Source organism: Klenkia taihuensis (assembly GCF_900112525.1).
Lineage (GTDB): Bacteria > Actinomycetota > Actinomycetes > Mycobacteriales > Geodermatophilaceae > Klenkia > Klenkia taihuensis.
Window position 1 is genome coordinate 571311 of sequence record NZ_FOMD01000002.1, and the last position, 16018, is coordinate 587328.

At 77.5% G+C, this 16018-nt stretch carries 17 protein-coding genes, 2 tRNA genes and 1 other RNA gene; 8 read left to right on the top strand and 12 right to left on the bottom strand.

Features of this window, described 5'->3' with window-relative positions; all coding sequences use genetic code 11:
* Positions 1 to 15 precede the first annotated feature (15 nt).
* From BM158_RS10710 to BM158_RS10725, 4 genes are all read right to left on the bottom strand, one after another.
* Positions 16 to 2508, bottom strand: coding sequence for a DNA polymerase III subunit gamma and tau (locus tag BM158_RS10710; protein WP_091557759.1), 2493 nt, complete (start codon positions 2506 to 2508; stop codon positions 16 to 18).
* 38 nt (positions 2509 to 2546) lie between these two features.
* Entirely contained in the window at positions 2547 to 3215 is a 669-nt protein-coding gene (locus BM158_RS10715) for a YceI family protein (protein ID WP_091557763.1), read from the bottom strand.
* Positions 3216 to 3313: 98 nt separating this feature from the next.
* Positions 3314 to 3409, bottom strand: an RNA gene (gene ffs / locus BM158_RS10720) — signal recognition particle sRNA small type.
* A gap of 50 nt (positions 3410 to 3459) precedes the next feature.
* Positions 3460 to 3544: transfer RNA gene (locus BM158_RS10725), tRNA-Ser, on the bottom strand.
* 103 nt (positions 3545 to 3647) lie between these two features.
* Here BM158_RS10725 and BM158_RS10730 point away from each other — a divergent pair.
* Together BM158_RS10730 and BM158_RS22040 are read left to right on the top strand one after the other, a co-directional pair.
* Positions 3648 to 4049, top strand: coding sequence for a hypothetical protein (locus tag BM158_RS10730; RefSeq protein ID WP_091557766.1), 402 nt, complete (start codon positions 3648 to 3650; stop codon positions 4047 to 4049).
* A 10-nt stretch (positions 4050 to 4059) separates the two neighbouring features.
* Positions 4060 to 5625 (top strand): serine/threonine-protein kinase, encoded by a 1566-nt coding sequence (locus tag BM158_RS22040; RefSeq protein ID WP_207506381.1) that lies wholly within the window; start codon positions 4060 to 4062, stop codon positions 5623 to 5625.
* A gap of 48 nt (positions 5626 to 5673) precedes the next feature.
* On the opposite strand, the gene BM158_RS10740 is transcribed toward BM158_RS22040, so the two are convergent.
* The 5 genes from BM158_RS10740 to BM158_RS10760 all read right to left on the bottom strand — a co-directional run bounded on the left by BM158_RS10740 (position 5674) and on the right by BM158_RS10760 (position 7984).
* Positions 5674 to 5763, bottom strand: a tRNA-Ser gene (locus tag BM158_RS10740).
* 10 nt (positions 5764 to 5773) lie between these two features.
* Positions 5774 to 6232, bottom strand: a complete 459-nt coding sequence (locus BM158_RS10745) for a nucleoside deaminase (RefSeq protein ID WP_091557769.1) — start codon at positions 6230 to 6232, stop codon at positions 5774 to 5776.
* Positions 6229 to 6864, bottom strand: a complete 636-nt coding sequence (locus BM158_RS10750; RefSeq protein ID WP_091557772.1) for an HAD-IA family hydrolase — start codon at positions 6862 to 6864, stop codon at positions 6229 to 6231. The genes BM158_RS10745 and BM158_RS10750 overlap by 4 nt, the downstream gene beginning before the upstream one ends.
* Entirely contained in the window at positions 6861 to 7322 is a 462-nt protein-coding gene (locus BM158_RS10755; protein WP_091557776.1) for a tRNA adenosine deaminase-associated protein, read from the bottom strand. The genes BM158_RS10750 and BM158_RS10755 overlap by 4 nt, the downstream gene beginning before the upstream one ends.
* On the bottom strand, positions 7322 to 7984 hold the full coding sequence (locus BM158_RS10760; RefSeq protein WP_091557781.1) for an O-methyltransferase: 663 nt from the start codon (positions 7982 to 7984) through the stop codon (positions 7322 to 7324). Before BM158_RS10760 ends, BM158_RS10755 begins: the two co-directional genes overlap by 1 nt.
* On the opposite strand from BM158_RS10760, the gene BM158_RS10765 reads away from it, so the two are divergent.
* The 3 genes from BM158_RS10765 (at position 7983) to BM158_RS10775 (ending at position 9831) form a co-directional block, all read left to right on the top strand.
* Complete coding sequence (locus tag BM158_RS10765) at positions 7983 to 8567, top strand: hotdog fold thioesterase (RefSeq protein ID WP_242657465.1); 585 nt, start codon at positions 7983 to 7985, stop codon at positions 8565 to 8567. The genes BM158_RS10760 and BM158_RS10765 overlap by 2 nt on opposite strands.
* Positions 8564 to 9472, top strand: a complete 909-nt coding sequence (locus BM158_RS10770; RefSeq protein WP_229827697.1) for a prephenate dehydrogenase/arogenate dehydrogenase family protein — start codon at positions 8564 to 8566, stop codon at positions 9470 to 9472. Before BM158_RS10765 ends, BM158_RS10770 begins: the two co-directional genes overlap by 4 nt.
* Positions 9473 to 9594: 122 nt before the next feature.
* Positions 9595 to 9831 (top strand): DUF2630 family protein, encoded by a 237-nt coding sequence (locus tag BM158_RS10775; RefSeq protein WP_091557787.1) that lies wholly within the window; start codon positions 9595 to 9597, stop codon positions 9829 to 9831.
* A 1-nt stretch (position 9832) separates the two neighbouring features.
* Here the strand turns inward: BM158_RS10775 and BM158_RS10780 are convergent, their stop codons facing one another.
* From BM158_RS10780 to BM158_RS10790, 3 genes are all read right to left on the bottom strand, one after another.
* Positions 9833 to 10381: a MarR family winged helix-turn-helix transcriptional regulator gene (locus tag BM158_RS10780; protein ID WP_229827696.1), complete on the bottom strand. Its 549-nt coding sequence runs from the start codon at positions 10379 to 10381 to the stop codon at positions 9833 to 9835.
* A 3-nt stretch (positions 10382 to 10384) separates the two neighbouring features.
* A complete protein-coding gene (locus tag BM158_RS10785) occupies positions 10385 to 11479 on the bottom strand; it encodes a hypothetical protein (protein WP_131802018.1) in 1095 nt (364 codons plus the stop codon).
* A gap of 197 nt (positions 11480 to 11676) precedes the next feature.
* Entirely contained in the window at positions 11677 to 12000 is a 324-nt protein-coding gene (locus BM158_RS10790; protein WP_091557792.1) for a hypothetical protein, read from the bottom strand.
* 110 nt (positions 12001 to 12110) lie between these two features.
* Here BM158_RS10790 and BM158_RS10795 point away from each other — a divergent pair, with 110 nt between their 5' ends.
* Genes BM158_RS10795 through BM158_RS10805 form a run of 3 tightly spaced genes read left to right on the top strand, consistent with a single transcriptional unit; the run spans position 12111 to position 16010 of the window.
* On the top strand, positions 12111 to 14060 hold the full coding sequence (locus BM158_RS10795) for a sensor histidine kinase (protein WP_091557796.1): 1950 nt from the start codon (positions 12111 to 12113) through the stop codon (positions 14058 to 14060).
* Positions 14061 to 14063: 3 nt separating this feature from the next.
* Positions 14064 to 14720 (top strand): LuxR C-terminal-related transcriptional regulator, encoded by a 657-nt coding sequence (locus BM158_RS10800; RefSeq protein WP_091557798.1) that lies wholly within the window; start codon positions 14064 to 14066, stop codon positions 14718 to 14720.
* Positions 14721 to 14729: 9 nt separating this feature from the next.
* Positions 14730 to 16010, top strand: a complete 1281-nt coding sequence (locus tag BM158_RS10805; protein ID WP_091557801.1) for an alpha-hydroxy-acid oxidizing protein — start codon at positions 14730 to 14732, stop codon at positions 16008 to 16010.
* Positions 16011 to 16018: the final 8 nt, after the last annotated feature.

The window sequence follows — 16018 nt, forward strand, 5'->3', positions numbered from 1 at the left end:
CGGGCGCGCGCCCCGTCAGCTGTCGATGGGGTGCGCGCCGAGCTGGGTGCGCAGCAGCTGCAGGGCGGCCTGCTCGGGGTCGACCGGCGGCGGGGCGTCGCGGCCGTCGGCCGGGTCGGCGGACCGCTCGGCCATCAGCTCGTCGGCCTCGGCGCTCTGCGCGGCGTGCTGGGCCTGCTGCGTCTCCTGGGGGGACGGCGGCGGCCCGCTGCGCCCGGCCGGGCCGGACGGCGCCGCGGGCCCGCCGTCGACGACGGTGGCCACCCGCCAGCGCACGCCGAGCAGCTCGTTGAGCGCCTCGCGGATGACGTCCTTGTTCAGGTCGTCGCCCAGCCGGCGGGACAGCGCCGGCGACGTGGTGGACAGCGTGAGCACGCCACCGCTGAGGTCGTGGACCTGGGCGTTCTTCAGCAGCGCCTCGGTGGTGCGCTTGTGCCGCTTCACCACGCCCATCAGCTCGGGCCAGATCCGCCGGACGTCGGTGGTGGTCAGCTCGCCGTCGCCGGACTGCTGGTCGGGCGGGTTGGCCGACACCAGCGGCATCGGCTCCCCGCCGCGGGGTGCCGGGTCGGACTCGGCCGCGGCCCGGGGCTCCGCAGCCGGCCGGGACGACTGCTCCGCCGGACGGGGCTGCTCGGCTGGACGGGGCTGCTCGGCTGGACGGGGCTGCTCGGCCGGGCGCGACTGCGCCGCAGGACGCGCGTGGTCGACCGGGGCCGGGCGGGCCGCGGGCCGGGCGGGCTCGGGCCAGTCCTCGTCGTCGGTGGGCTCCGGCGGCAGCGGGATGTCCGGCTCGCCGGTGGCCACCCTGGGGCCGGACGGGGCCGCCGGCCGCTGCTCCGAAGGCGCGCTGGCGGGCGCCTCGGTGGCGGCCGCCCGGCTCGCGGGTGCGGGTGACGCCGGCCGGGCGGACCCGGGTGCGGCGATCTCCGGCCAGCCGTCGACCTCGGGAGCCGGGGCGGGCGCGGACGCCGGCGCCGCCGACCCGGGTGCGGTGATCTCGGGCCAGTCGTCGTCCGCCGCGGCGTCGGCGGCCGCCGGGGCGGTGGACGCGGGAGCCGTCCGGGCGGTCGCCGCCGGGGCCGACGCGGGAGGAGCCGGGCTCGCCGGCGCCGAGGGCGGGCCGGCAGGGGCAGACGCCGCGGGCTCGGCCGCCGGCGGGCGCGGGGCGGGCTCGGCCGCGGGGCGGGGCGGGGCGGACTCCGCCCGGGCCTGCGACGGCCGCACGTACTCCCGGCGCGCACCCTGGTCGCGCGGGGCCGGAGCGACCGCAGCCGCGGGCGCCTCGGCACGCGGCGGGGCAGCAGCCGGCGCGGGCTCGGCCGACCCGCCGGTGTGCTCGCCGGCGATGGACAGCCGCCGCTCCAGCCGCTCGAGGCGCTGCAGGGTGGCCGCGGCCGACCCGTCGACGCCGGGCAGCAGCATCCGCGCGCAGACCAGCTCCAGCAGCAGCCGGGGCGCGGTGGTGCCGCGCATCTCGGTCAGGCCCTCGTGCACGGTGTCGGCCAGCCGGGACAGCGTCGCCGCGCCCATCGCCTGCGCCTGCCGGCTCATCAGGTCCAGCCGGTCGGGCGGGCAGTCGAGCAGGCCGTTGCCGCCGGCCTCGGGCACGGCGTCCAGCACGATGAGGTCGCGCAGCCGGTCGAGCAGGTCGGTCGCGAACCGCCGCGGGTCGTGCCCGGCCTCCACCACCCGGTCGACGGCCTGGAACACCCCGGGCGCGTCGTGCGCGGCCAGGGCGTCGACGGTCTCGTCGAGCAGCGCGTCGTCGGTGACGCCGAGCAGGCCGACCGCGGTGCGGTAGGTGACGCCCTCGGGCCCGGCGCCGGCCAGCAGCTGGTCGAGGATGGACAGCGAGTCGCGCACCGACCCGCCGCCGGCCCGGACCACCAGCGGGAACACCGTCTGCTCGACGACGACGCCCTCGCGCTCGCAGGTGCTCTCCAGCAGCTGGCGCAGCGTCGCGGGCGGGACCAGCCGGAACGGGTAGTGGTGGGTGCGCGACCGGATGGTCGGCAGCACCTTCTCCGGCTCCGTGGTGGCGAAGACGAAGACCAGGAACTCCGGCGGCTCCTCGACCACCTTGAGCAGGGCGTTGAAGCCCTGCGTGGTGACCATGTGGGCCTCGTCGACGATGTAGACCTTGTAGCGGCTGTGCACCGGGGCGAAGAAGGCCCGTTCACGCAGGTCGCGGGCGTCGTCGACGCCGCCGTGGCTGGCCGCGTCGATCTCGATGACGTCGATCGAGCCCGGGCCGTCGGGGGCCAGCGCCACGCACGAGGTGCACACCCCGCACGGGGTGGAGGTCGGCCCCTGCTCGCAGTTCAGCGAGCGGGCCAGGATCCGCGCCGACGACGTCTTGCCGCAGCCGCGAGGGCCGCTGAACAGGTAGGCGTGGTTGATCCGGCCGGCGTCGACCGCGTTGACCAGCGGGGCGGTGACGTGCTCCTGCCCGACCACCTCGGCGAAGGTCGCCGGGCGGTACTTGCGGTAGAGCGCCAATGCCACGGGCCGAGGCTACTGGCCACCACCGACATCCCCGGGCGTCACCGGGTGAGCGAGAGGAAGAACTCCACCGACCCGCTGTCCTCGACCGAGACGAAGCCGAGGTCGGGCGGCGTGACGTCGTAGTCGGCGAAGGTGACGGGGACCGACCCGGAGGCCTGCACGCCGTCGGCGGTGCGCACGACCGACAGGTCGACGGTCACCTGCCGGGTCACCCCGTGCACGGTGAGCGACCCGGCCACCGGCACCGTCACCGGCGTCCCGGTCAGCTCGGGCAGGTCGACGGCCTGGTCGACGGCGAAGGTGGCGGTCGGGAACTGCCCGACCTCCACCACGTCCTCCCGGAAGTAGGCGTCGCGGCGGTCGCTGTCGGTGGCCACCGAGGCCATGTCGACGTCCACCTGCGCCGACTGCAGGTCGCCGCCGGACACCACGACCGAGCCGCTGACCTGGTCGGTCGTGCCGGCGACGGTGACGTCGGCGCCGTTGAGCACCTCGTCGACCCGGTACCCGGCCGAGGAGCCGGCCCCGACGGTCCAGGTGCCGTCGGTGACCTCGGTGAGCGGGGCGTCGGACTCCTGCACCTGGACGGTCTGCGCCGGCGCGGCGTCCTCCTGGAGGGCGGCGTAGACCAGCGGCCCGGCGACGGCGCCCACCACGACGACCCCGGCGACGCTCCCGGCGACGACCCACGTACGGCGACTCGGCATGGGGAAGTGCTCCTCTGCTTGAAGGTTCACGCAGGAAAGCAGCCGAACCCGTGAGCGAGCTGTGAAACGGAGGCCGGCGCGCCAGGGTTCCCGGGAATGCGAGGGACCCCCCGCACACCCGCCAGAGCCCGCTTATCCTTGCTGCCTTCCGGCCCTGGGGAGGTTCACAGGATGACGCCGCACGAGGGGTCTGCCGCAGAGTCTAGAGGACGCCCGCGGGGCGGCGGACCCGGGGACGAAGGGGCGGAGGATGGGAGATTCGAACTCCCGAGGGCTTGCACCCAACCCGCTTTCCAAGCGAGCGCCATAGGCCACTAGGCGAATCCTCCAACGTGCGCGGGTCAGACTACCGGGCCCGGTCCGGCCGTGTGGTCGCCACCCCGTGCAGGCGGCACGATCGGCCCGACGTCCACCTGCCGCCGGGAGCCCGCCATGACCGAGACCGACCGCGTCCGCCCCGAGGTGGTCGACGCCATCGTGGCCGCGCTGACCGCGACCGACCCCGCCGGGCTGCCCGAGGACGCCACCCGGGCCGAGAAGGACGCCGCCCGCGACCTGTTCCTCACCCGGACGGCGGCCGAGCGGGCGCAGCGGGACCGGCAGTCGCGGGCCTGGGAACTGCTGCTCACCCGCAGCTACGCCGACCCGCCCACCTGGGCGCAGCTGTTCGACGACCTGCCCCCGGGCAGCGCCACCGAGCTGGGCGAGCTGCACGACGCGCTGCCGGCCGGCGCGCAGGCCGAGTACGACCGCCGCTTCGGGGCGCCGGACCAGGCGTCAGGGGGCGGGCTACCGGGTCGCGCACGACGGGCCGACCTGCACGGACGCCGGTAGCGTCGACGGGATGACGACCCCTGCCCAGGTCGGCCCCGGTTACCGGGTCGCCGGCCGCTACCTGCTCGCCGAGCGCATCGGGGGCGGCGGGATGGGCGCGGTGTGGGTGGGCACCGACGAGCGGCTGGGCCGCCGCGTCGCGGTCAAGCAGCTGGTCCTGCCGGTCGGCATCACCGACGAGTCCGCCCGCGAGCAGCGCGAGCGCATGATGCGGGAGGGCCGCATCGCCGCCCGGATCAGCCACCCGCACGCCATCGCCGTCTACGACGTCGCCGAGGACGCCGGCGCGCCCTGGCTGGTCATGGAGCACCTGCCCTCGCGCAGCCTGGCCGCGGTGCTCTCCGACGACGGCGTGCTGCCGGTGCAGCAGGTCGCCCAGATCGGCGCCCAGCTCGCCGACGCGCTCGTCGCCGTCCACGCGGCGGGCATCGTGCACCGCGACGTGAAGCCGGGCAACGTGCTGGTCGGCGCCGGCGTGGAGCTCGAGGGCCTGGTGAAGATCACCGACTTCGGGATCTCGCACGCCCAGGGCGACGTCAAGCTCACCCAGACCGGCATGGTCACCGGCACCCCGGCCTTCCTCTCCCCCGAGGTCGCCCGCGGCGAGACCGCCGGCCCGGCCGGCGACGTCTGGTCCCTCGGCGCCACGCTCTTCACCGCCCTGGAGGGCCAGCCGCCCTTCGGCAGCAGCGGCAACTCGCTCGAGCTGCTGTACCGCGTCGCCGGCACCCAGCCGCAGCGCCCGGTGCGCTCGGGCGCGCTCACCCCGGTGCTGGAGCGGATGCTCACCACCGACCCGGCCGGGCGGCCGAGCATGGCCGAGGTCCGGGACGCCCTCGCCCGGGTGGCCGCGGGGGACGACGGCGACGTCACCGCCGTCCTGGGCGCGCGCACCCCGCTGCGGGTGGTCCCGCCCCCGCCGGTCGACCCCACCCGCACCGAGCTGCCCGCCCAGCAGGCCGCCGCCCCGCCGCGCACCTCGGTGACGCCGCGCGCCGCGGCGAAGAAGTCGTGGCTGCCGGCCGGTGCGGTCGGCGGGGTGGTCGTCGCCGCCCTGGCGGCCGGCGCGCTGTGGCTGAACCTGCGCGACGACTCCAGCAGCAGCGCCGCCGACCCCACCAGCACCGCCGCCGCGACCACCACGCAGGCCGCCCCGCCCCCGACGTCCGCCGCGGCCCCGCCGACGACGGAGGAGCAGACCACGACGGCGGAGACCACCACCGCGGAGACGACGTCGGAGGCGGCCCCGACCACCGAGGGCGACACCGTCACCGCCGCCGACGTCGAGCAGGCGGTCACCGACTACTACGCCCTCCTGCCCGGCAAGCCGCAGCAGGCCTGGCGGTCGACCGGACCGACCCTGCAGGGCGTGATCAGCCGCCAGGACTACGTCGCGTTCTGGGACCGGTTCTCCGAGGTCCGCCTCGGGGCGGTCACCGCCGAGGAGGGCTCGCTCACGGCCACCGCCCAGGTCACGTTCGTGGAGGACGGGCAGGAGCTGGTCGAGCAGCACCGGTTCACGCTGGTCGCGGGCCCGCGCGGCGAGCTGCTGATGGACAGCGACGTCGCGGTCTAGGGACGCAGCCAGGGCGGCACCCGCATCGGGTGCCGCCCTCGGTCGCACTGGCGGTGGCGGTGGGATTTGAACCCACGGAGGCTTTTACACCTCACCCGCTTTCGAGGCGGGACCCTTCGGCCGCTCGGACACGCCACCGTCGAGCAGACTACAGGCCGCGCCTGGCGCGGAAGAAGGCACGTAGCAGCGTGGCGCACTCCTCCTCGCGGACGCCGGCCTGCACCTGCGGCCGGTGGTTGAGCCGGCGGTCGCGGACGACGTCCCACAGCGACCCGGCCGCCCCCGCCTTGGGGTCGGCGGCGCCGTAGACCACCCGGCCCACCCGGGACAGGACGGCGGCCCCCGCGCACATCGTGCAGGGCTCCAGCGTCACCACCAGGGTGCAGCCGGTCAGCCGCCACCCGTCGCCGTGCACCCGGGCGGCCGCGCGCAGCGCCAGCACCTCGGCGTGCGCGGTGGGGTCGCCGTCCCTCTCGCGCTCGTTGGCCGCCTCGGCCAGCACCGCGCCGTCGGGCCCGAGGACGACGGCGCCGATCGGGGTGTCGCCCCAGCCGGCGGCGTCGGCGGCCAGCTCCAGGGCCCGCCCCATGGCCTCGTCGGGGGTCATGTCGACAGGTCGACACCGGTGGCGCGGGCCAGCTCGGCGAGCGCGTCGGCCGGGTCGACCACCTTGATGGTGTGCCAGCCCAGGTCGCGGGCGGGCTTGAGGTTGGGGCCGAGGTCGTCCAGGTAGACCACCTCGTCGTCGGCCACGCGGCGCCCGACGGCGGCGGACAGCCGCTGCAGGGTGAGCGGGTAGATGGCCGGCTCGGGCTTGCGGATGCCCTCGACCGAGCTCTCCACCACGACGTCGAAGAGCTCCATGAGGGCGCCGTGCTCGCTGGCCGGGTCCATCGGCGCGGCGTTGTTGCTCAGCAGCGCCCGCGGCACCCCGGCGTCCCGCAGGGCGCGGACCGCCGCCACCATCGCCGGGCGCACCGAGCCGTGCAGCGCGTCGAGCACCTTGGTCGCGTCGACCTCGTGGCCGGCGGCGCGGGCCTCGGCCTCGAACACCTCGACGAACCCGTCGCGGTCGAGCTCGCTGCGCTCGAACCGGGCCCAGGCGTTGGTGTGCGGGTTGGTGGTGTTCAGCCGCGCCACCAGGCCCTCGGGCAGCCCGGCGGACCGCTCGTAGTCGATGAACGCGGCCAGCGGGCTGGTGGTGAGCACGCCGCCGAGGTCGAGGACCACCGCGGTCACGCGGACACCGCCGCGGCCAGCTCGTCGGCGAAGCCCAGCCGGCCGGCGATCTCGGCGACCATCTCGTCGGCCCACAGGTCGGCGAGCAGGATCTGCTCGAGGTCGGCGCGCGGCAGGCCGGCGTCGGCGAACAGGTCCAGGTCGCCGGCCGGGTGCTCGGACTCGTCGTCGGCGTCGACCTCGGTCCCCTCGATGCCGTAGCGCTCCATCACCTCCGCGGCCAGCAGGAACTCCGGGAGCGCGCCGTCGCTGATCATGGCGCGGACCATGCCACCGGGGCCGTGCGTCAGCGCGACGAAGTACAGCCGGCTGTCCACCACGAAGACGAAGGGCCCGGGCCACTCCCCGGTCAGCTCGGCCTCGAGGGCAGGCAGCTCGGTGGCGGCGTCGTCGGCCAGCAGCCGCGCCTGCCAGCCGGTGCCCGACCGGGCGACGTGGACGGCGAAGGAGCTCAGCATCAGCGCACCCGCAGCAGGGTCAGCCCGTCGGCCACCGGCAGCAGCACGGTGTCGAAGCGGGGGTCGGTGGCCAGCGCCGCGTTGAGCTCGGCGATCGCCCGGTCGTCGGCGTCGGCGGGGTCGAGCACCCGCCCGGCGCGCAGGGTGTTGTCCAGCACCAGCAGCCCGCCGGGGTGCATGCGCGGGTGCAGCGCGTCGACGTAGCCGGCGTACCCGGTCTTGTCCGCGTCGACGAAGGCCAGGTCGAAGGTGGGCCGCAGCGGGAGCGCGGCGACCAGGTCGGCGGCCTCGCCGATCCGCAGCTCGATGCGCTCGGCCACCCCGGCGCGGGCCCAGTACCGGCGGGCGACGTCGGTCCAGTGCGCGTCGCGGTCCAGGCACAGCAGGCCGCCGTCCTCGGGCAGGCCGCGGGCGACGGCCAGCGCGGACAGGCCGGTGAACGTGCCCACCTCGACCGCCCAGCGGGCGCCGGAGATGCGGGTCAGCAGCGTCAGGAACGCCGCCTGCTCGGGCGCGACCTGGTAGGTGGGGCGGCCGTCGCCCGCCGCGGTCATCGCCGCGGTCTCGGCGACCAGGTCGGTGACGACGTCGTCCGGCGGGTCGGCGCAGCCGCGGACGTAGTCCGCCAGCTGGGCGCTCAGGAGGAACGACTGGGGCGTCATGGGTGCGATCATGGCCGACGTGCCCGAGCCCGACATCTCCCCGGAGCTGTTCGCCGCGCTCGCCGCGGACCCGCTCGCCGCCCAGCTGGGCATCGTGCTGGAGCAGGTCTCCCCCGGCTACGCCCGCGCCACGATGACCGTCGGCCCGGCCCACCTGAACGCCGCGGGCACCGCGCACGGCGGGGCGACGATGGCGCTGCTGGACGTGGTGCACGCCGCGGTGAGCAACAGCCACGGCACGCTGGCGGTCGCCCAGGACGTGCACACCGAGTTCCTCTCCCCCGGCCGGCCCGGCGACGTGCTGGTCGCCGAGGGCACCGAGCTGCACCGCAGCGCCCGGACGGCGGTCTACCGGATCGAGGCCCGCGCGTCGGACCACCGGCTGGTGGCCACCGCGCTGGCCCGGGTGTTCCGGCTGGGCACGCCGTGGGAGCTGCCCGGGGACGACGAGGTCGTGGCGATGACCGCTCCGCCGCCGGTCCCGCCGACGATGCAGCTCTCGCAGGTGGAGCAGCCGCTGCCCACGCCCGGTGAGGGCACCAACCCCTCGGGCGCGGTCCCGCCACCGGACGAGCTGCGGTGAGCCTCCCGGTCCCCACGATGGAGGCGCCGCCGGTCGGGGTGGTCGGGCTGGGCCAGCTGGGCGGGTCGCTGGCCGCCGCGCTGGTCGCCGCCGGGCGGACCGTCACCGGCTGGGACACCGACCCCGCCGCGCGCGAGGCCGCCGCGGCCCGCGGGGTGCGGGTCGGCCGCGAGCTGTCCGGGGTGGTCGTGCTGGCCACCCCGATCCCGGCGCTGGCCACCGCGCTGGACGACCTGGACGTCGACCCCGCCGCCACCGTCACCGACCTCGGCTCGGTCAAGGTGCCGGTGCTGGCGGCGCTGGGCGAGCGGTTCGGCGGCCGCTTCGTGGGCGGGCACCCGATGTGCGGCACCGAGCGCAGCGGGCACGCCGCCACCGACCCGCAGCTGTTCCGGGGCGCCCGGTGGGCGGTCTGCCTGGAGCCGGGCACCGAGCTGCCGCGCTGGCTGCGGGTGGCCGAGGTGGCCCTGGCCGCCGGCGCCTCGGTGGTGCCGGTGACCGCCGGCGAGCACGACGCCGCGGTGGCCGCGATCAGCCACGTGCCGCACCTGCTGGCCGCGGCGCTGGCCGCCGCGGCCGCCGACGCCGGGCCGCTGGCGCTCGCGCTGGCCGCGGGCAGCTTCGGCAGCGGCACCCGGGTGGTGGGCAGCGACCCGGCGTTCGTCACCGCGATGGTCGAGGGCAACGCCGGCCCGACCGCGGCCGCGCTGGCCGGCGTCCGGGCGCAGCTGGACCGGCCCTGGCCCGAGCTGGTCGCCGCCGGCCACGCGGTGGTCACCCGCCCGCAGGACCGCCGCACCGTCCGCGTGCCGCTGGACCGGACGGCGCTGCTCGCCCTCGGCCGCGCCGGCGGCGCGGTGGAGCGTCGCCTCGCCGCCTTCGTGGAGGGCTGGGTCCCCGCGTAGCCGCCCGCCCGCCCGGCGTCAGGTGACGGCAGGGACCCGGAACGGACGGATTCCGGCTCCGAGGCGTCAGAAGACGGCGAGCGGGGGACGGTGGGGGGACGACGACGACGAAGGAGGCAGTGGTGGACGAGAAGGACATCCTGGGCCGGATCCACGAGCTGGTGGAGGAGGAGCACCGGCTGCGCGACAGCGCCGCCGAGCACGGGGACGCCGAGCGCGCCCGGGTGGCCGAGCTGGAGCGGCACCTGGACCAGGCGTGGGACCTGCTCCGCCAGCGGCGGGCCAAGCGGCAGTACGGCGAGGACCCGGGCGAGGCCGGGGAGCGGCCCGAGTCGCAGGTGGAGGGGTACCTGCAGTAGGTCAGCGGGGCGGGCGGGCCGCCGCGCCCAGCCGGGTCAGCGCATCGGTGACCGGGCCGGCCGCGGCGCCCAGCGCGCCCAGCAGGTGGTCCAGGAGCCGGTCGTGGGTCTCGCCGGCCTGCGCCATCCGCTCGCGGCCGCGCTCGGTGAGCCGGGCGCAGGTGGTGCGCCGGTCGGTCGCGCCGCGCTCGCGGGTGACCCAGCCGTCGTCGGCGAGGCGGGCCAGCGCCTGGCCGACGCCGGCGGGCGAGGACCCGACCTCGTCGGCCAGCCGGCCCACCGACATCCGCTCGCCGTGCACCGCGTCGACCAGCCGCAGCAGCCGCAGGTCGGCCAGGGAGAGCCCGTGCTGGGCGCGCAGCGCGCCGTCCAGCCGGCGGGACACCCGCTCGTGCGCCTGCCCGATCCGCAGCCACGTCTCGGCCGCGCCGGGCGCGGCGCCGGCCATGCCGCGCAGGTCCCGCGGGGGGACGGCGGCGGTGCGGGCGCGCCCGGCGTGCGAGGGGCGGGGCCGGCCGTACCGGCCGTGGGGTCCCTGGTCGGCGGCCACGGCTCAGCCCTCGGCGCCGGCGGGCGGCTGCCAGTCGTCGCGCCGGGGACGCCGGGCAGCGATGGTCGCCAGGGTGGTCGCGAGGGCGAGCAGCAGCAGACCCGCGGCCATCAGCGGCCACGGGGTGCGCCCGGTGGCCCCGGGGGTGTCGCGGGCGGCGACCTCGAGGGCCACCTCGGTGGCCGAGGACGAGTCCACCCCGACCAGCCGGACGACGGCCGGCCCGAGGACGACGTCCTGCGGGATCTGCACCACGGCCTCCACCCGGCCCTGGTCGTCGGCGGTGACCGTGGCCAGCGGGGCGGTGCTCCCGGCCAGCGTGACGGTGACCGCCTCGCCGGGGGCGAACCCGGTGCCGCGGATGGTCAGCACGCTGCCCGGGGACACCTGGCCGGTGGAGGAGGAGCCGCCGACCGTGGGGGCGGCACCCGCCCCGGACGGGGAGGTCGAGCCGCCGGAGGAGGTCGGCGTGGCCGGGACCTCGCTCGTCGGCCGGGGCGAGGTGGACGGGGTGCCGGTCGGGGGGCGCGGGGTCGCGGTGGTCGTCGGGGTGGGGCGCGTGGTCGGGGCACCGGACGGGCCGGACGACGTCGTCGGCCCAGCGGTGGACGGCGGCGCGGTGGAGGTCGGTGCGGTGGTGGGCGACGTGGTCCCGGTCGGCCCGGCGACGGCGTCGCAGTCCTCCTCGGTCGGACGGGTCCAGTCACCCAGGTCCAGGGGCTCCTCGGGCCCGTCGACCCCGGTGACGGCGACGCCGACCTCGGCGCGGGTGCCCCAGTCCAGCTCGGCGCCCTCGAGGACGGTCCGCTCCCCGACGGCCAGGGTCGCCGGGGTGCCGGTGTCGACGCCGTCGTAGGTGAGCGCGACCGTGTGCTCGGCGGACCCGTTGGTGACCTCGACGCGCACGAACCCGTCGGAGCAGTTGGGCCCGTGCAGCAGCCGGGCGGTGGGCCGGGCCGGGTCCACGACCGCCGACGCCGTCGTGCTGGGCGTCGGGGTCCCCGTCGGCTCGGCCAGCGCCGGTGCGGCCAGCAGCACACCGGCCAGCGTCATCGCCAGGGCCAGCACCCCGCTCTGCAGCAGGGTCGGCAGGCGCACGGGCACCGGTCCCGTCGTCGCGCTGCGCACCCCGCACCTCCCCGTGGCTGGTCGTCCGGGGGCGCGGCCGCGGGCCCCGGGCACCCCATGATGACCCGGGCCCTCCCCCCGCCGTCCAGGGGTACCTGCAGGTCCCGGGCGTGTCACCGGCGTGTCGGGGCGGGTGGGGCCGGTGGGGCGCGACGGCTCCACCGGGGTCAGCCGACGGGGGTGACGTCCACGGCGGACTGCTCAGCCCGGCGCCGACCGGCGACCCGCTGACCGGCCACCAGCAGCCCCAGGCCCACCGCGTACACCACCAGGTTGACCGCGCCGTAGGCCCACACCTCACCCATGTCGGCGGCCGGGAACGCGCCGAATGCGCTCCGCCCGACCCCGCCGGCCCACCCCACCACGAGGACGAGCGACTGGAAGGTGAACACGAAGGCGTGCACGGCGGTGTACGCGACGAAGCCGGCGGTGCGGTGGCGCACCAGCAGACCGAGGGGCAGGGGCACGAGCAGCAGCACGATGATCTCCATGCCGGGAGCCTCCGGCGTCCCGCCGCCCCGGCGCATCGTGGCGCCCACCGGGGAACAGCTGCGTGCTGGCACGGGTACCGCGGGGCCCGCAGGTGGGCCAGCATGGCCGGGTGGCGCTGCCCCGCACCCGCGCGCTGACCGTCCTGCTGGTGGTCGGCTGGCTCGGGTGCGCCGGCGTGCAGCTGGCCCTGCGGGCCCTCGCCCCGGACCGGGTGGACGGCGTCGATGCGCTGCTGACGCTGGTCGCGCTCGCGCCGACCGTCCTGCTGGGCGCCCTGCTCGCCGTCCGCCGACCGGACAGCCCGGTGGGGCCCGCCCTGACCGCGCTGGCCGCGCTGCCGGCCCTGGCCTTCACCCTGCAGGCCGCCGGCGCGGTCGTCGGCGGCGACCTGGGTGCCGCGCTGTCCTCCGGTGGGTGGGTGCACCTCGTCACCGGGTTCGGCCTGCTGTGCCAGGTCTTCCCGGACGGGGTGCTGCCCGGGGCCCGGTGGCGCCTGCTGCCTGCGGCCTTCCTCGCCGTCGCCGTCTCCCTCCAGGTCGTGCTGGGGCTGGTCGGCGCCGGTGTCCTCCGGGTGCCCCCGGCGGTCCTGCTCCCCGGGTACCTCGCCCTGCTCCTCGCCCTGGCGGCCTCGGTCGCGCCGCTGGTGGTGCGCCACCGGCGGGGCCCGCCACGGGTGCGGCGGCAGGTGGGGTGGCTGGCGCTCGGGGCGAGCTCGGTGCCGGTGCTGCTGGCCGCCGGCTGGGGGGCGCAGCTGGCCGGGGTCCCGGCCGGGCCCGCCTACCTGCCGGTCCTGGCCGCGCTGCTGCTGGCGGTGCCCGCATCGGTGGCCGTGGCCGTGCTGCGCCACGACGTGCTCGACGTCGACCGGCTGCTCGGCCAGACGGCCGCGTGGCTGGCCACGGCCGTGACCGCGGCCGCGGTGTTCGCGGTCGGCGTGTGGGCCACCGTCCGGCTGGTCCCCGGCCAGGACACCGCGGCCGGCGCGGCCGCCGGTGCGTTCCTGGCCGCCGTCGGTCTGCTGCCGCTGCACCGCCGGGCGCTGGCCGTGGCCGGACGGGTGCTGGACCGGGAGCGGACGGTGCTGCACGCCCGGCTGCGGTCCTGGGTGCACGACGTGCGCGACGGCCGGGCGGACCCGGCCGGGGTCACCGCGGTGCTGCGCGCAGTGCTCGACGACCCGGACCTCGACCTGCTGCTGCGGCTGCCCGGCGGGGACGGGTTGGTGACCCCCGGCGGCGCCTCGGCCGGGGAGCCGCCGGGCGGCGACCCGGGTCTGGTCCCGTTGCGCTCCCACGGGGTCGACGTCGGCGTGCTGCGCCTGGGCAGGGTGGGGACCCGGCGGCTGCGGGTGGCCCGGGAGGCGGTCCTCGAACTGGGCCTGCCGATCGAGCTGGCGCGCCTGCAGGTGGGTCTGCGGGCCGCGCTGACCGCGGTGCGGGACAGCCGCGCCCGGCTGGTCGGGGCGGCCGCGGCCGAGCGGGTCCGGCTGGAGCGCGACCTGCACGACGGGGCGCAGACGGACCTGCTGGCCATCGGGATGGCGCTGCGCCGGCTCGCCCGGACCGGTGACCTGCCAGCGGACGAGTCGGTGGAGCTGGACGCCGCGGTGCACGGCATCGAGCAGGTGGTCGCCGAGCTGCGGCGGCTGGCGCACGGCGTCCGGCCCGCCCGGCTCGACGACGGGTTGGTGGCCGCCGTCCGCGAGCTGGCCGCCGCCGGCCCCCTGCCGGTGGAGGTGGTCGCGGCGGGCCTGGACGGGGCCGGCCCGGCCGGCGCCGTCGACGAGGTCCGGACCACCACGGCCTACTTCGTCGTGGCCGAGGCCCTCGCGAACACCTACAAGCACGCGCGGGCCGACCGGGCGGCGGTGTGCATCGAGCACGTCGGCGGCCGGCTGCGCGTGCAGGTGCACGACGACGGCGTCGGCGGCGCCGGGGACGGCGGGACGGGAGGCGGGGCCGTGCTGCGGACCGTCCGCGACCGGGTGCTCGCGGTCGGCGGACGGCTCGCGGTGGACAGCCCCGCCGGTGCGGGCACGACCGTGACCGCGGAGCTGTGAACCGTGCGCGTCCTCGTCGCCGAGGACTCCGCCCTGTTCCGGGCGGGGTTGGTCCGGCTGCTCGCCGACGCCGGCCACGAGGTCACCGCCGTCCCCGACGCCGATCGCCTGCGGGCCGCGCTGCCGCCCGGGCCGCGGCCGGTGGACCTGGTGGTGGCCGATGTCCGGATGCCTCCGTCGATGACCGACGACGGGATGCAGGCCGCCCGGGAGCTGCGCGCGCGGCACCCCGGGCTGCCGGTCCTGCTGCTGTCCCAGCACGTGGAGACCGGCCACGTCGCCGACCTCGTCGGTGAACCCGGGTTCGGCTACCTGCTCAAGGACCGGGTGCTGCACGAGGACGACTTCCTCGACGCGGTCGGCCGGGTGGCCCGGGGCGGGTCCGCCCTCGACCCGCTCGTCGTCGCCGCCCTGGTCCGGCCGCGCCGGGACGACGACCCGCTGCACCGGCTCAGCCCGCGGGAGCGGGACGTGCTGGAGCTGGTGGCCCAGGGCCGGTCGAACGCAGCGGTGGCCTCGGCGCTGGTCCTCGCCGAGCGGACCGTGGAGACCCACATGCGGTCGATCTTCGACAAGCTGGGCCTGGTGGAGTCCCCCGGATCGCACCGGCGGGTGCTCGCGGTCCTGGCCCACCTGACGCGGACCGGCGGCGGTGGTTAGCGTCGCGGGATGGACGCAGGGGCGGGTACCGGTCGGCGGCGGCAGGACGAGGTCTACCGGGCCGGCGTGTACGGCCGCCGTCCGCGGGTGCCCACGGTGCACACCGCGCTGGCCGAGGCGGCCCGGCGGAGGCTGACCGAGCGGGCGCTGGGCTACGTCGCCGGCGGCGCCGGCGGGGAGGCCACGGTGCGGGCCGACCGGGCCGCGTTCGACCGCTGGCAGGTGGTGCCGCGGGTGCTGCGCGACGTCAGCGCGCGGGACACCTCGGTCGAGCTGTTCGGCCGGCGGCTGCCCGCCCCGCTGCTGCTGGGCCCGGTGGGCGCGCTGGAGCTGGTGCACCGCGAGGCCGACCTGGCCGTCGCCCGGGCCGCGGCGGCCACCGGGATCCCGATGGTCTTCTCCAACCAGGCGTCGGTGCCGATGGAGACCACCGCCGCGGCGATGGGCGACTCCCCCCGGTGGGTGCAGCTGTACTGGTCGACCTCCGACGAGCTGGTCGAGAGCCTGCTGCACCGCGCCGAGGCCAGCGGCTGCGAGGCCGTCGTGGTCACCCTGGACACCACGATGCTGGGCTGGCGGCCCCGCGACCTGGACCTCGGCCACCTGCCCTTCGCCCTGGGCAAGGGCATCGCGCAGTACACCTCCGACCCGGTCTTCCGCCGGCTGGTCACCGAGCGCGCCGCGGCGGCCGGGCCGCGTCCGCCGCAGCCCCGGCCGACCCTGGCCGCCGTCCGGGCGCTGGTCGGCATGGCGAAGGCCTGGCCCGGGTCGCTGGCCGACAACCTGCGCTCCCCGCTCCCCCGCGCCGCCGTCGAGACGTTCCTGGCCATCTACTCCCGGCCCTCGATCACCTGGGCCGACCTGGCCTGGCTGCGCTCCCGGACGTCGCTGCCGCTGGTGCTCAAGGGCGTGCTGCACCCCGACGACGCCCGCCAGGCCCTGGACGCCGGCGTGGACGGGCTGGTGGTCAGCACGCACGGCGGCCGCCAGGTGGACCGCTCGGTCGGCGCCCTGGACGCGCTGCCCGACGTGGTCGAGGCGGTCGGCGACCGGGTGCCGGTGCTGCTGGACTCCGGCGTCCGCAGCGGCGCCGACGTGCTCGTGGCCACCGCGCTGGGCGCGCGGGCCTGCCTGCTGGGCCGCTCCTACGTCTACGGGCTGGGCCTGGCCGGGGAGGCCGGCGTCCGCCAGGTGGTCGAGGACGTCGTCGGCGAGTTCGACCTGACCCTCGGGCTGACCGGGCACACCGCGGTGGACCAGCTCTCCCCGGGCGTGCTGCGCCGGGCCTGACCTACCGT

Excerpts from the sequence above, each read along its gene's own strand:
- BM158_RS10715 (WP_091557763.1), bottom strand. The coding sequence starts at position 3,215 with ATGCCGAGTCGCCGTACGTGGGTCGTCGCCGGGAGCGTCGCCGGGGTC.
- BM158_RS10745 (WP_091557769.1), bottom strand. The coding sequence starts at position 6,232 with ATGACCCCCGACGAGGCCATGGGGCGGGCCCTGGAGCTGGCCGCCGAC.
- BM158_RS10790 (WP_091557792.1), bottom strand. The coding sequence starts at position 12,000 with ATGGAGATCATCGTGCTGCTGCTCGTGCCCCTGCCCCTCGGTCTGCTG.
- BM158_RS10755 (WP_091557776.1), bottom strand. The coding sequence starts at position 7,322 with ATGCTGAGCTCCTTCGCCGTCCACGTCGCCCGGTCGGGCACCGGCTGG.
- BM158_RS22040 (WP_207506381.1), top strand. The coding sequence starts at position 4,060 with ATGACGACCCCTGCCCAGGTCGGCCCCGGTTACCGGGTCGCCGGCCGC.
- BM158_RS10805 (WP_091557801.1), top strand. The coding sequence starts at position 14,730 with ATGGACGCAGGGGCGGGTACCGGTCGGCGGCGGCAGGACGAGGTCTAC.
- BM158_RS10765 (WP_242657465.1), top strand. The coding sequence starts at position 7,983 with ATGGGTGCGATCATGGCCGACGTGCCCGAGCCCGACATCTCCCCGGAG.
- BM158_RS10760 (WP_091557781.1), bottom strand. The coding sequence starts at position 7,984 with ATGACGCCCCAGTCGTTCCTCCTGAGCGCCCAGCTGGCGGACTACGTC.
- BM158_RS10730 (WP_091557766.1), top strand. The coding sequence starts at position 3,648 with ATGACCGAGACCGACCGCGTCCGCCCCGAGGTGGTCGACGCCATCGTG.